Raw genomic sequence first — 13,449 nt, forward strand, 5'->3', positions numbered from 1 at the left:
CTTTATCACCGACGGCGGTGAATAGCGACACCCAATGTTCGACAGAATCCTCGTTCCGACCGACGGAAGCCCCGGTTCCGAGCGCGCGTTCGAGGTCGCCGCGACGCTCGCCAGCACTCACGATGCAGCCGTCCACGTTCTCTCGGTCGTCGACGAACACGGGCCTACGGACGACTGGGACTACGACGGCGACTCCCCAGCAGAAGCGTTCATCGAGTCCCAAGCCGACCACGTCGACACCGAGGGCCTGTCCGTCACCACCGCGGTCCGCGAGGGAGTCGTCCACGACGCGGTTCTCGACTACGGCGACGAGAACGAGATCGACCTCATCGTCATGGGGACTCACGGCCGCACCGGTGTCCGGCGCTTCCTCCTCGGCAGCGTTACCGAGAAGGTCGTCCGCCTCGCCGACGTACCAGTCCTCTCGGTCAAAGCCGACGCGGAGCCGGGGACCGTCTCGTTCGACGACATTCTGCTCCCGACTGATGGCAGTAGCGGCGCGGAGGCAGCTATCGAACCGACGGGCGCGCTCGCAAGCGCGACCGATGCCACTGTCCATCTCGTCTCGGTCGTGGATACGCGATCACTCGGCATCGATGTCGGGTCGAGCGTTATCGTCGACGAACTGGAGTCTGTCGCGACGGATGCTGTCGGAGATGCGTCCGATCGACTCTCCGGGATGGGAGTCGAGACTGTCGAGACAGCTATCACGCACGGTGTCCCGTATCGGGCCATCCTCGACGCCATCGAGGAGGCTGATGCCGACCTCGTGGTCATCGGGACTCACGGTCGCACTGGTATCGACCGCTACCTGCTGGGCAGCGTCGCGGAAAAACTGGTCCGAACCTCGCCGGTGCCGGTGATGACTGTTCGAGCGCCGGACGCTGGTGATGAAAGCTAACATCGCTCCCGGTTATCCATCGATGAAGTCAGGACCGACCGGTGACACGGCGCTTGACCGACCTATCCGAAGTTCTCGACCTTCGCGTCGTCGGTACTGACGCCGGCGTCTTCGAGCGCTTCCGTGGCGGCATCGAGGAAGTCCGCGAAGCCGTAGATGAACACTTGACCGCCGTCCTCGACGGCCTCGGCGACCGGCTCAGTCAGGGGGTCGTCGCCGCCGATGACCGAGACGAGCGCCCCAGCATCCCGAAGCGCGTCCAGTCGGTCCTCGTGGACCGGCGCGTCGTCCTGATACACGACTGCGGCCTCGTTGCCGTCGTCCAGCGCACGCTCGGCGATCCCAACTGCCGGGCCGACCCCGGGACCGCCAGCGAGCACGACGACGCGGCTCTCGCCCTCGTAGTAATCTGAACCGAACGGCCCGGCAATGCGGACGCCGTCGCCCGCTTCGAGTGCGCCGAGCTGTGGTGCCAGCTCGCCGTCGGGGTCGATACCGGCAGTAATCTCGAACGATTCGTCGACCGTCGGCGAGGAGATGGTGTAGAACCGCGAGATGTCCTCCCCGTCGACAGTCAGCGTCAGCTTGACGAACTGGCCCGGCTGTGCGTCGAAGGCGTCCGGCGTCTCGAAGTCAATCGCCACGGTGTCTGGTCCGACGTCTCGGACGGCAACCACGTCGAGGACTCGTTCATCCATACCCGAGAGTTGCCGTGACTGGGCAAGGGGGTTACGGTCGCGGAGTGTCACGTTATTCGGTGTTAATTGCCGGTTCTTTCCCACAGACGGGTTATTATGCCGGTTTTCACTCGAAACTACGGCGGAATTCACTCGAAACCGAGTAGTGCGCGCGCGGGCGGTTACGGAAGGCTTTTCCTGCCACGCTGGCTACCCGAGGGATATAATGCCAGAGGACCTGAACTGGGCCATCGGCGGCGAAGCCGGCGATGGAATCGACTCCACCGGGAAGATTTTCGCGCAGGCACTCTCCCGGGCTGGTCGACACGTCTTCACCTCAAAGGACTTCGCCTCCCGCATCCGCGGCGGATACACTGCCTACAAGGTACGGACGTCAGTCGACCGGGTTGAGAGTGTCGTCGACCGCCTGGACATCCTGATCGCACTCACCGAGCGCACCATCCACGAGAACGAGGACGAACTCCACGAGGATTCCGTCATCATCTACGACGGCGAGCGCTCGACGATGCAGGACGTGGAAGTGCCCGGCGACGCGACGGCACTCGAAGTACCGCTGAAACGACTCGCCGAGGACGCGGGTGGGGCCATCATGCTCAACGTCGTCGCCCTCGGTGCGGCGTGTGAGGTCACCGGCTTCCCCATCGAGAACCTCGACGAAAGCCTCGAAAAGCGCTTCGGCGACAAGGGCGAGGCCATCGTCGAGAACAACAAGGAAGCCGCCCGGAAGGGACAACACTACGTCCAGGAGGAGTACGGCGAGTTCGACTACGACATGGAGACCACCGACGAGGACTACGTGCTCCTCAACGGGGACGAGGCCATCGGCATGGGCGCTATCGCCGCCGGCTGTCGCTTCTACGCCGGCTATCCAATCACACCGGCGACGGACGTGATGGAGTACATGACCGGCCGCGTCGACCAGTTCGGCGGGAAGGTCGTCCAGGCCGAGGACGAACTCTCCGCAATCAACATGGCCCTTGGTGCGGCCCGCGCCGGTGCCCGAGCCATGACCGCCACGTCCGGCCCGGGCATCGACTTGATGACCGAGACGTTCGGGCTGGTCGCCACGAGCGAGACGCCGCTGGTCATCTGTGATGTGATGCGCTCCGGTCCCTCGACCGGGATGCCGACCAAGCAGGAGCAGGGCGACCTCAACATGACGCTGTACGGCGGCCACGGCGAGATTCCACGGTTCGTCGTCGCGCCGACCACGGTTTCGGAGTGCTTCTGGAAGACCGTCGAGGCGTTCAACCTCGCCGAGAAGTACCAGACCCCGGTCTTCCTCGTTTCGGACCTCGCGATGGCCGTGACGGAGCAGACCTTCTCCCCCGAGACGTTCGACATGGACGAGGTCGAAATCGACCGCGGCAAGGTCGTCGACGAGAACGACATCGACGCCTGGCTCGACGAGAAGGGCCGCTTCCAGGCCCACTTCGCCGCCGCCGACGGCATCTCGCCGCGTGCGTTCCCCGGGACGACCGACGGCGCGCACATGACGACCGGCCTCGAACACGACGAACTCGGTCGGCGGACCGAAGACACGGACATCCGCATCGAGCAGGTCGACAAGCGCCAGCGGAAAGTCGAGACCGCCCGCGAGCAGGAGGACTTCGACTACCGCGAGTTCGGCGACCCCGACGCGGACACGCTAGTCATCTCCTGGGGCTCCAACGAGGGCGCGCTCCGCGAGGGGCTGACACTGCTGGAGGAGGACGGCTACGACATCCGGTTCCTCTCGGTCCCGTACATCTTCCCCCGACCGGACCTCACCGAGGAGATCGAGGCGGCCGAGGACGTCATCGTCGTCGAGTGCAACGCTACCGGCCAGTTCGCGGATGTCATCGAACACGATGTCCTCGAACGGGTCCAGCGCATCAACAAGTACAACGGCGTTCGGTTCAAGGCAGACGAACTGGCGACAGAGATAAAGCAGACGCTTGACACACCCGCGGAGGCAACACAATGAGTTCCGACGTTCGCTTCACAGACTTCAAATCCGACAAGCAACCGACCTGGTGTCCCGGCTGCGGTGACTTCGGGACGATGAACGGCATGATGAAGGCGCTGGCGGAGACGGGCAACGACCCCGATAACACCTTCATCGTCGCCGGTATCGGCTGTTCCGGCAAGATCGGGACGTACATGCACAGCTACGCGCTCCACGGCGTCCACGGCCGCGCCCTGCCCGTGGGAATCGGCGTGAAGATGGCCAACCCGGACCTCGAAGTGATGGTTTCGGGTGGTGACGGCGACGGCTACTCCATCGGGGCTGGCCACTTCATCCACGCTGTCCGCCGCAACGTAGACATGAGCTACGTCGTAATGGACAACCGAATTTACGGGCTGACAAAGGGTCAGGCCTCGCCAACCTCGCGCGAGGACTTCGAGACCTCGACCTCGCCGGACGGCCCGAACCAGCCGCCGGTCAACCCCAAGGCACTCGCCTTGGCCTCCGGCGCGACGTTCATCGCGCAGTCGTTCTCCTCGAACGCACAGCGCCACGCCGAGATCGTCCAGAAAGCCGTCGAGCACGACGGGTTCGGCTTCGTCAACGTCTACTCGCCGTGTGTGACGTTCAACGACGTGGACACTTACGACTACTTCCGCGACGCCATCGTGGACCTCGACGAAACCGACCACGACCCGTCGGACCGCGACCAGGCCAAGGACAAGATTCTCGAAAGCGAAAAGGAGTACATGGGCGTCCTCTACCAGGACGAGGATTCGGTCCCGTTCGAGGAACGCGAGGGCGTCGAGGGTTCGATGGCCGAGATTCCCGACGGCGCGCCCGAGGGCGCGATGGACCTCGTCCGCGAGTTCTACTAGACCAGCCGTTTCTGTTTCTGATCTCCCCGCCCCGTTGGAGCAGTTCCTGCACGTCGATATTGAACTCGGCGGGCAGTTCGAGGGGCGCTTTGAGCATAACACGGGTAGCCGCCGGCACGTCTTCGTGGCAGGTAATCACCGTGGCGGGTCAGAACCTCGATCCTAGCCGGGAAAAACCCATCTCTGGTCAGCGGATTACGTCCTCATCAACAGGGGGACCACCGCCGACGTGGCCTGAATTCACGGGGCAAAGCAAGCGTCCGGCACACGAATCCAGACGCGGAAATCATCTGTGCGAACTCGACGATTGCGGCCGATGGGAGCACCATCGCTGGAGAACACGTTCCCGGCGTTGAAGACGGACCGACACTCGCCCACTGTGCTATACTCTATGGCGCCAGATATCTCTTCGGCGCGTGATCACCTACCTCGGCGTTCACGCCGAGGTTTGTCGGTGGACTCCCCGGTCTATCCACTATACCGTGGAAGGCGAGTAGTCGCCGTTCCCGTTCAACGTCCCCGACTTGAGGGCGAGGTGATTGGTCGCCCGTCCAGAACCAGACTTGAGCCGATTCTGGACGTACCTGTGTGCGATGTTGCGTGCCGCGTTGTAGTCGCTGTGTAGCTCTTTGCCGCACTTCTGGCAGGCAAACTCGTCGCCGTCGCGGTTGTCCTCGTGCGTGAATCCACAGTCGGCGTGACTACACCGTTGACTGGTGTACGCCGGATGGACTGTCGTTGATGAGGGGCTCTCGCTTGATCCGTGGGTCCCTCTGGCTGCTGGCGTGGTTCTCAGTAGCCGGAAGGTTCTGATAAACAGAAACAACAATCTTTACATATTATTAGGCCAGCCTAAAAATATGGAATATGGTAGTCAGTCAACACGACGCCAGTTACTCGCAGGGACCGGTCTCACAGTCGGCGCGGCACTGGCCGGCTGTGCGTCGATGACCGAGTCAGACAACACGGAAAACTCAAATGAGTCGACTCGGACAGAACAGGCAGACAGCTACGAGGCCTGTATCGAGCCAGTAGGGTGTCAGACTTTCGAGTCGGTACCTGAGACCTACATCGTCAACAACGGCGAGTGGGCCGATATGGCCTTTGCGCTGGGTCAACGCGACGGGTTCCTGACGTCGACGAACATGATACCCGGATTCCTCTTCGAGCCGTTCGGGCTGGACGTACCGCCGCGCTCGGAGACGGAGTCGATGTCGGCGATTAGCTGGGACAAGGAGATCTTCTACGAACGCGAGCCCGATGTGATTTTGATGGACCCTCACTACATGCATGGCACCGGCTGGGACGACTCATGGGACGAGTCAGATACCCGGGAAATCAGCGAAAACGTTGCTCCCTTCTTCGGGAACAACATCCTGCGCCGACGCGATTTCCACGACTACAAACTCTACTCGCTGTACGGGGCCTTCGAGCGGCTCGCTGAGTTGTTCCAGGAACGCGAGCGCTACGAGGCGATGGCGTCTGTTCACGACGATCTTCAGAGGGAGATCCAATCGCGGCTCCCGTCGGATGGCAACCAGCCAACGATTGGTCTCGTCAACAGCGCCACTAATCCGAGCGAAGGGACGTTCTATCCGATGAATACGGATGCCGAAGGTATCGAAATGAAACCATACCAGGATCTCGGCATCGAAAGCTCGTTCACCCCTGAGCTGGTCGAGAATGGAACCATCGACTACGAACAGCTGCTTGAAGTCGACCCCGAGATCATCGTCGTCCACTGGGGAATCAAAACCACCGGCAACACTGATAGCTTCTCGCTGTCAGCGTTCCACAAGCAGTTCGTCGAGCCGATGGAGACCGATCCGGTCGGCAGCCAGCTGACAGCGGTTGAGGCGGGCAATATATACCCCGGTGCGTTCGGGTCACAGGGCCCACTGGTGAACCTGCTCCAGACTGAGATGGTCGCCCAGCAGCTCTATCCTGAGGAGTTTGGCGAGTTCGAACCCGAACGGTTTCCCGAGGTGGCCGACGACAAGCAACTGTTCGACCGGCAGCGGGTGAAAGACATCATTCAGGGACGCTTCTAACTGACGCATGTATCATCTCATGCAGTTCATCGAGGACCACTTAGCCGACGATGAAGCTGTTGGGCGAGAAGCGGCACAGACCTAGGCGGAGGACCTACAAGAAAGGACGCTCGCGGAGAGACGTTCGTCAGCTTCACGCAACATTGCTATCTCGTTCGCAAACCGGAGTCACGGTAGGTCAGCGATATATGGGAGCCGATGCGCCGGATATCATGCCCTTCTGTCACACACACAATAGAATCGGGTTCGGACCCATATGTCGGTATCTCTAACGGAAGGTATGCACGTCTTCTGGCATCAGCGGGATCTCCGGATACCGGACAACCGCGGGTTGACTGCCGCTGCCGCAGACGACGAGGTACTGCCGGTGTACGTTCTCGATACGGACCTGCTGTCGAAGGTCGGGAAGCGGCAGCGAGCATTCCTGCTGGCCGGTGTCAGAGCGCTGAAAGCGGCGTATCGGGACCGCGACGGTGACCTGCTCGTCAGGAAGGGGGCCGCTGCCGATGTGCTCTCAACCGTCGTCGAGGAGTACGACGCCGACCGGGTGTACTACAACGACCACTACCGGCCGGCGCGCCGGAACCGACAGCGCCGTGTCGATGAGGCCGTGCCGACGAAGTCCCTGACCGACCTCGTCCTCGTCGATCCGGCCGGGCTCGACAGCCGGTACGAGAACCACAGCCGCTTCTACGACGACTGGCAGGCCCACCACAAGCTCCCGCCGGTCGACCCGCCCGAAGCGGACTCGTTTGCCGACGTGTCGGACCCGACGACGGCTCCGAGCATCGAGTCGGATATGGACCTGCCAACCCCCGGCTACGAGGGGGCACGGCAGCGGTACGACGACTTCCTCACCGGTGGCATCGAGACGTACAACGAGACCCGTGATGACATGCAGGCAGCCGTCGAGCGGCCGACCAGCGCCGTCTCGCGTATGTCGCCGTACCTCGCGGCAGGGATGATTGGTATCCGCGAGATATGGCGAGATGCGTCCGACCGCCACACCGAAGCCACCGGTGACGCCCAGCGGAACATCCAGAAGTACCGCTACGAACTCTCGTGGCGCGAGCAGAGCTATCACCTGCTGTACCACAACCCCACGCTGCTGTCAGAGAACTACAAGTCGTTCCCGAACCGTATCGAGTGGGAAAACGACGGGGACAACTTCGAGGCCTGGAAGCGCGGCGAGACGGGGTATCCGTTCGTTGACGCCGGGATGCGCCAGCTCGAACGGGAAGGATACATCCACAACCGGCCGCGCCAGAACGTCGCGTCCTTCCTCACGAAACATCTACTGGTCGACTGGCGCGAAGGCGCACGGCACTTCAGGAAGCGACTGGTCGACCACGACCCCGCTAACAACGCCGCAAGCTGGCAGTGGACGGCGTCTACCGGGACCGACTCCGTGGACGTGCGTATCTTCGACCCGGTCGCACAGATGAGCAAGTACGACAGCGGGGCGGACTACGTCACGGAATACGTGCCGGAGCTTCGTGATGTTCCGGCGAACAAGATCGTCGACTGGCCGACGCTCTCTGACGGCGAACGCGAGGAACTGGCTCCGGATTACTATCATCCAATCGTCGACCGAAACGCCGCCTACGAGCGAGCACAGCGCGTGTTCGAGACAGCGCTGGGGAAACGCTGAGGGAGGGTCGAGGGAAGTGGCGCTACGCTCTGTACTGCACAAAGAGATAGGCCGCCACTGCAACGGACCCAGTGACGCCGGTGAGCCAGATATCCGTACTCAGATACAGCCCCGGCGTCGGCGGGTGGTACTGCGTCAGTGGCCACAGCACTTCGTAGGACCGCCCAGAGGCTTTCAACAGGAGCGCATCGGCAAACAGATGGCTGGTGGCTCCAAGCGACAGCAGACCGAACACGCGCCGTCGGTCGGAGCGGTTCACGACGACCACGCCAACGAGGACGGCGACGAGAGCGCCGCCGAGCGTATGGACGCCCAGCCAGTCGAACGGGATATCCAGTGTTGCCTCGACGGTTGCAGCATCCACGAGAAGCTTGATCTTCGCCATGTCCGGGATGAACGCGCCGGCCATCCCCACGGTGACGTACTCTCCAGAGAGCCAGTCGTACCGCAGTGACAGGAGGGTACAGATGGTGAACGCGATGAAAGCGTGCGAGAGCAGATCCGGCATCAGGCACGCACCTCCCGCATCATCGTAAGGAGCGCTCGTATCGGCCTGAGCGGCTCTTCACGCCGGCACAGTGCCCCCGTTTGCCAGTCAAGCCGCCAGCCACAGATCAGTCGCCCGAGGGTCCACAGGCCAGCGAGGGCGGACACGAGGTACATCGCAGCGTAGTTCATCGCCGGGACGCTCACACTGTTCTCCGCGGTGATAGTCCGGTCCGGGCCGAGCGTGCCATACACTTGCAGTGACTGGCCCTCGGCGACGGCTGTGTCGACGTTCCGGACCGTGACTGCGAGCGTCCCGCTGTGGCGCTCGCCGCCAGTAGCGTACTCGTACTCGACGGCGATTTCGACGGGGCTGGTCCCACTGACCGTGCCGGTCACCTGAACGTACTCGCCGACGTGGCTGTCGTAGTCCTCGGCCAGTGCGTCCTCGGCTGGGTAGTCACCCAGCGCCGGAGCGGGCGTGGCCGCCCCCAGTCCGACCATGAGCGCGAACAGCACGGCCAACAGTCCACAGATAGCGACGACCCTGCCCACCCACGAGTGAAGCATTCAAATCCCGGTGCGGGCGGCGGGATATAAACTCTGGCGCTTGGGTCGAGTCGCTGTCGTTCGTGCGCCTACTCGGGCTTGCCGGGTAGGACGTCCGGCTCGCCGGAGCGGTAGATGTACTCGACAGCGACGCCGGTCAGCGGCGAGTCGGCGACCGTCGCGTACGACTTCGCGAGGTCGAGATACTGTTCGGTCACGTCGACGACGCGCCGATAGGCGGCCTCGTCGTCGGGTGCGAGCAGGTACTCGGCGGTGACTGGCGTCAGTTGCCCCTCCGCGCGGTCGTCGCCGTAGTCGTCCACGTCGTCGAGCCACACCTGCGCGCCGATGATGGCGAGGACGATGGCCTTCGCGAACTCGTCGTCGATATCGAGGCCGGCGAGTCGGTAGAGGTCTAGCATCCCGTCGTAGAGGACGCCGACGCGCGCGTACTGGGTCTTGCTGTAGGGGAGTTCCTTTTCGGTCTCGGTGAGTGTCGCCGGCTCCTCGTCGTACTCGGCGAACTTGTACTCCTCGCGGATATCTGTCAGAGAGTCCTCGTCACCGTCCTCAGCCGCGGTCATCAGTTCCCGGAAGTAGCCGTCGCGGTCCTGATGGGCCTCGCTGTAGTCGACGGCCCACTGGTAGGCGTTCTCGACAACAGGCGGCATATCCTCCAACAGGCCGTCGAGGTGGGACTGGAGCGCGGATTGGGCGACCTCGGCGACGCGGCGGCGGTCGGCTTCACTCGCGTCAAAGTCGACCTCGAAATCTTCGAACTCGTCGTCGTTGATCGCGTCACGCATGTCGCCGTCGATAAGCGCCTCGATGGAGAGGCGAGTCATCTGCTCGGCGCGGACGACCATCTCGCGGGGGGCGAGGTCCTGTGCCGGCCCCTGTTCCAGTGCCGTCTCGTCGACAGTCGGCACGCCGTCGGCGATAGCGTCGATAACGGGGTCGCCGGGTGCTTGCTGACGAGCGTTGCGGTAGACGTAGCCCAGCGTTAGCTGCGCGGGCAGGATGAGCTTCGTGTCATAGGAGAATTCGACCGGACGGCCGAACTCGTCTTCGAGGGCGTCCTCGATGCGGTCGGTCACGTCGTCGACCATCGCCTCGGTGCGGTCGTCGATCTCGGATTTCAGCGAGAGGCTGCCGGCGTCGAACACGCCGGTGTCCGCGTAGTATCCCAGCACTGCCCGTAGTGCCGTGGGAAGCCGCCGCCTGTCCGCGAGCACGCCCGCGCCTGTCTTGAACATTGTATGTCGCCCCGGGTGTTCCCGTCATGGTAGTGGGGCCGTCTTTACCCTTTCGAGACCGCCCTCGGTGTATTCGGAAAGACTGATTACCGACAGGGAATACCCACAACCATGCGCGAGCGCTTTGACGTGGTGATAGCCGGAGCCGGGCCCGCTGGAGCGCAGTGTGCCCGTGATCTAGCGGAGCGAAACTACGAGGTGCTCGTTCTCGAAACCGAGTCCGAAGACGAGTTCCCGCGTCAGAGCAACAAGTCCACCGCCGGGACGTTCATGTCGGCGATGACGGGCTTTGCGATTCCCGATGACGTGGTGATGAACTACACGGACGACGTCGTGCTCGAATCCCCCAACGACCACTACGTCCGCAATCAGACCGGAGCGGTCCTGGAGTTCGCGGAGTTCAAACAGTGGCTCGTCTCGGAGGGTCGGAGCAAGGGTGCGACCTACCGCTTCGACGCCCGTGTCTCAGCACCGATCATGGAGAACGGGGAGATCGTCGGCGTCCGGTACGACGGCGACGAGGAGGTGTACGCCGACATCGTCATCGACGCCACCGGCCCTGCCGCGCCACTGGCGAAGAAACTCGACGTGTGTAACCTCAAGCGGGATCATCAGGCTATCGGTGTCGAGTACGAGTTCGAGGGCGTCGAAGTCAACCACGACGACTACGCCGACCTCCGGGACGCGATGATGCTCCGCCTGGATCACGACCTCGCCCCGGGCGGCTACTCCTGGATTTTCCACACCGGTGAAGACACAGCGAAGGTCGGCCTCTGTTACATCCAGAACGGCTCTCACCAGAAGTACGCGAAAGACGGGATGGGCATCGACGACTATCTGGAGTACTGGCTCGACTCGGACCCCAGATTCGACGACGCCGAAAAGATCGAGGGTACGCAAGCCCACCGCGGGTCGGCCCACATCCAGCCCCCCGATTCGATGAGCACGGACAACTTCATGGCTATCGGCGACACCGTCCCGACCGTCGACCCGCTGTGGGGCGAGGGCATCCACAAGGGGATGAAGTCGGCCCGCGCCGCCGCCGCGACAGCCGATTCGGCGCTCAAGCCCGACGAACCCGACACCTCCGCGGAGAACCTCTCTGTCTACGATCAGCTCTGGCACAGCGAGGTGGCCCCGAAACACAACGCCCGCCTGATGATGACGGAGCTGCTGTATCTCGCTCCTAACGAGCGGTACGATCAGCTGATGGACGACCTCCGGAGCACCGGACAGGACACCCTCAGGCAGATCAACGGCGGTGACCGTCGGGCGATTGCGAAGCTGACCCACCTTTCGGATATGCCGATTCTCATCGAATACGCGCGCCGTCGCCTCGATATTTGAAGTGACCGCGCGGAGTGCGGCAGGTTTTTTTCCGCCGGCCCGGAGTTTCAGATGATGGGAACCCCCGTTGGTGTGGTCGGTGACGACGCCATAGCAGACGAACTTCGAGACGCTGGCGTGGCTGTTGAACGGGGTAGTGACGGCACTGTTCCGAAGACCGACCGGGTCGTGGCAGTCGGTGAGGACGCCGTCGCTGCCGCGGCGCGGGTTGACGGTGACCCGCTCGTGTTGCCAGTCGCGGCTGGTCGCGGCGTCCGATCAGTACCGCGAGACGACGCCGTCGCCGCTGTGTCAGGGCTTGCTGACGCCCGGGTTGAGACGCATCCGGTCCTCCGCGTGGCGATGCCTGACGGAACGGTCGAACAGGCGTTCTGGGACGTGACTCTCGTTACCGCCGACGCGGCCCGCATCTCCGAGTTCACTATCGCGTCGACGGCCGACCGCATCGGCCAGTTCCGGGCTGACGGCGTCGTCATCGCTACGGCCGCCGGCTCGCCGGGCTACGCCCACCGCGTCGGCGGCCCGATTCTGGCACCGTCGGACCAGGCGGTGGTGGCACCGATTGCGCCGTTTGCGACTGATCCGGACCACTGGGTGTTGCCTGTCGCCGGACTCAGTGCTTCGGTGGAACGCGACGAGGCGACCGTCGAGTTACTCGTCGATGACCGCGTATCGCAGCCCGTGGGCTATCAGGAGAGTATCGCGATCTCGCTCGGCTCCCCCGTTCGGACCGCCGTCGTCGACGAGAGCCAGTCCAGGTTCGAGTGAGATTGGAAAGACACTAATGGACGGTGGACAGAGCTTTGCATATGCAGCCATCCGTAACGTTCTTTGGGCCACTGGATACCATTCTGGGGAGCCCCACGGTCGGCGGCGCGCTCCTCATCGAATACGTCATCTTCGGAGTGGTAATCGTCAACTTCCTGACCCGGCAGCTCGCCCACAGAAGCCACGTCAAACAGTACGAAAACGATGGCGCGGACGCGGTCAGCCGCCACCCGGCGCACACGTTCACCAACATCGCGCTGGTCGTGCTGTCGTTTTTCTACATGACGCTCCACCATCACGGCGGGATGGTCTTGTCGGTACTCGTCCTCGGCGCAGTCATCACTGACTTCTTCGAGTTCGAATCCCGGAAAGTCGAGGCGCGCCGTGACATTCCGCTGGAACGGCCGAAAGGGGCCATCGTCGCTGCCCTCGTAGTGTTCATGTACGCGGGCTACCAGAGCCTGTTCTGGGTCATCAAGGGTCCCTGGAGCGCCATCATCTAAACACGGTTTCTCGTTCTGTCGTCTTCGAGTGCCTATAATCCGCTAGTCGCGCGTACTGATAGCCCTACGTGTGTGGTCGGCAAGCAATACTGGGTTCAATATCTTACTTTTGTACACATTCTTTCCTTTATTGGCCCCATATATTCACTTTTCTCCGGATAGTCTGGCCGATTGGCTTAGAAGTAGGCGAAATAGTTTAATACTCGCACTGTATTTGTATCGGTGTAGACGAAGATGTCACACAGGTCCCTCACAACGGCGCTGACACTGTATCGCGGGGAAACACTCACACTCGAAGAGGCGGCGACGTACAGCGGGGTATCACCGACAAAATTCGCTACGGCGCTTCGCTCGCGCGGCATTCAGGTGCGTGACGAAGACGGCGCGCCAGTCGACCGGACTCCGAACTGAGA

Annotated in this window: 13 protein-coding genes and 1 pseudogene; 9 read left to right on the forward strand and 5 right to left on the reverse strand. The window is 62.6% G+C overall.

The annotated features are described in order from the left end of the window. The first annotated feature begins 34 nt into the window (after positions 1-34). Positions 35-901: a universal stress protein gene (locus AV929_RS08455; RefSeq protein WP_014040221.1), complete on the forward strand. Its 867-nt coding sequence runs from the start codon at positions 35-37 to the stop codon at positions 899-901. Between the two features lie 62 nt (positions 902-963). Here AV929_RS08455 and AV929_RS08460 read toward each other — a convergent pair whose 3' ends face one another. Continuing rightward, on the reverse strand, positions 964-1,599 hold the full coding sequence (locus AV929_RS08460) for an FAD-dependent oxidoreductase (RefSeq protein WP_064287989.1): 636 nt from the start codon (positions 1,597-1,599) through the stop codon (positions 964-966). A gap of 205 nt (positions 1,600-1,804) precedes the next feature. On the opposite strand from AV929_RS08460, the gene AV929_RS08465 reads away from it, so the two are divergent. Next, complete coding sequence (locus AV929_RS08465; RefSeq protein WP_064287990.1) at positions 1,805-3,565, forward strand: 2-oxoacid:acceptor oxidoreductase subunit alpha; 1,761 nt, start codon at positions 1,805-1,807, stop codon at positions 3,563-3,565. Continuing rightward, complete coding sequence (locus AV929_RS08470; protein ID WP_004517803.1) at positions 3,562-4,425, forward strand: 2-oxoacid:ferredoxin oxidoreductase subunit beta; 864 nt, start codon at positions 3,562-3,564, stop codon at positions 4,423-4,425. The genes AV929_RS08465 and AV929_RS08470 overlap by 4 nt, the downstream gene beginning before the upstream one ends. A 475-nt stretch (positions 4,426-4,900) precedes the next feature. Here the strand turns inward: AV929_RS08470 and AV929_RS21380 are convergent. After that, a pseudogene (locus AV929_RS21380) lies at positions 4,901-5,161 on the reverse strand (zinc ribbon domain-containing protein); the annotation flags it as partial. Positions 5,162-5,285: 124 nt separating this feature from the next. Between AV929_RS21380 and AV929_RS08475 the strand changes: the two are divergent. Next, a complete protein-coding gene (locus AV929_RS08475; protein WP_064287991.1) occupies positions 5,286-6,476 on the forward strand; it encodes an ABC transporter substrate-binding protein in 1,191 nt (396 codons plus the stop codon). Positions 6,477-6,756: 280 nt separating this feature from the next. Further along, entirely contained in the window at positions 6,757-8,127 is a 1,371-nt protein-coding gene (locus AV929_RS08480; RefSeq protein ID WP_064287992.1) for a deoxyribodipyrimidine photo-lyase, read from the forward strand. 22 nt (positions 8,128-8,149) lie between these two features. On the opposite strand, the gene AV929_RS08485 is transcribed toward AV929_RS08480, so the two are convergent. The 3 genes from AV929_RS08485 to AV929_RS08495 form a co-directional block, all read right to left on the reverse strand. After that, entirely contained in the window at positions 8,150-8,635 is a 486-nt protein-coding gene (locus AV929_RS08485; RefSeq protein WP_014040227.1) for a metal-dependent hydrolase, read from the reverse strand. Next, positions 8,635-9,183 carry a hypothetical protein gene (locus tag AV929_RS08490; protein ID WP_064287993.1) on the reverse strand — a complete coding sequence of 183 codons (549 nt, stop codon included), beginning with the start codon at positions 9,181-9,183 and terminating at the stop codon, positions 8,635-8,637. The genes AV929_RS08485 and AV929_RS08490 overlap by 1 nt, the downstream gene beginning before the upstream one ends. 68 nt (positions 9,184-9,251) lie before the next feature. Beyond that, positions 9,252-10,418 (reverse strand): hypothetical protein, encoded by a 1,167-nt coding sequence (locus tag AV929_RS08495; protein WP_014040229.1) that lies wholly within the window; start codon positions 10,416-10,418, stop codon positions 9,252-9,254. A gap of 111 nt (positions 10,419-10,529) precedes the next feature. Here AV929_RS08495 and AV929_RS08500 point away from each other — a divergent pair, with 111 nt between their 5' ends. The 4 genes from AV929_RS08500 (at position 10,530) to AV929_RS21850 (ending at position 13,447) form a co-directional block, all read left to right on the forward strand. Next, complete coding sequence (locus AV929_RS08500) at positions 10,530-11,765, forward strand: digeranylgeranylglycerophospholipid reductase (RefSeq protein ID WP_064287994.1); 1,236 nt, start codon at positions 10,530-10,532, stop codon at positions 11,763-11,765. Positions 11,766-11,819: 54 nt separating this feature from the next. Then, complete coding sequence (locus tag AV929_RS08505) at positions 11,820-12,533, forward strand: NAD(+)/NADH kinase (RefSeq protein ID WP_064287995.1); 714 nt, start codon at positions 11,820-11,822, stop codon at positions 12,531-12,533. A 41-nt stretch (positions 12,534-12,574) separates the two neighbouring features. Next, the gene (locus AV929_RS08510; protein WP_008309394.1) at positions 12,575-13,036 is read left to right on the forward strand and encodes a hypothetical protein; all 462 of its coding nucleotides are present in this window, start codon (positions 12,575-12,577) and stop codon (positions 13,034-13,036) included. 234 nt (positions 13,037-13,270) lie between these two features. Continuing rightward, positions 13,271-13,447 carry a UPF0175 family protein gene (locus tag AV929_RS21850; protein WP_023843247.1) on the forward strand — a complete coding sequence of 59 codons (177 nt, stop codon included), beginning with the start codon at positions 13,271-13,273 and terminating at the stop codon, positions 13,445-13,447. Positions 13,448-13,449 lie beyond the last annotated feature (2 nt).

This window comes from Haloarcula sp. K1, from assembly GCF_001647155.1.
Classification (GTDB): domain Archaea; phylum Halobacteriota; class Halobacteria; order Halobacteriales; family Haloarculaceae; genus Haloarcula; species Haloarcula hispanica.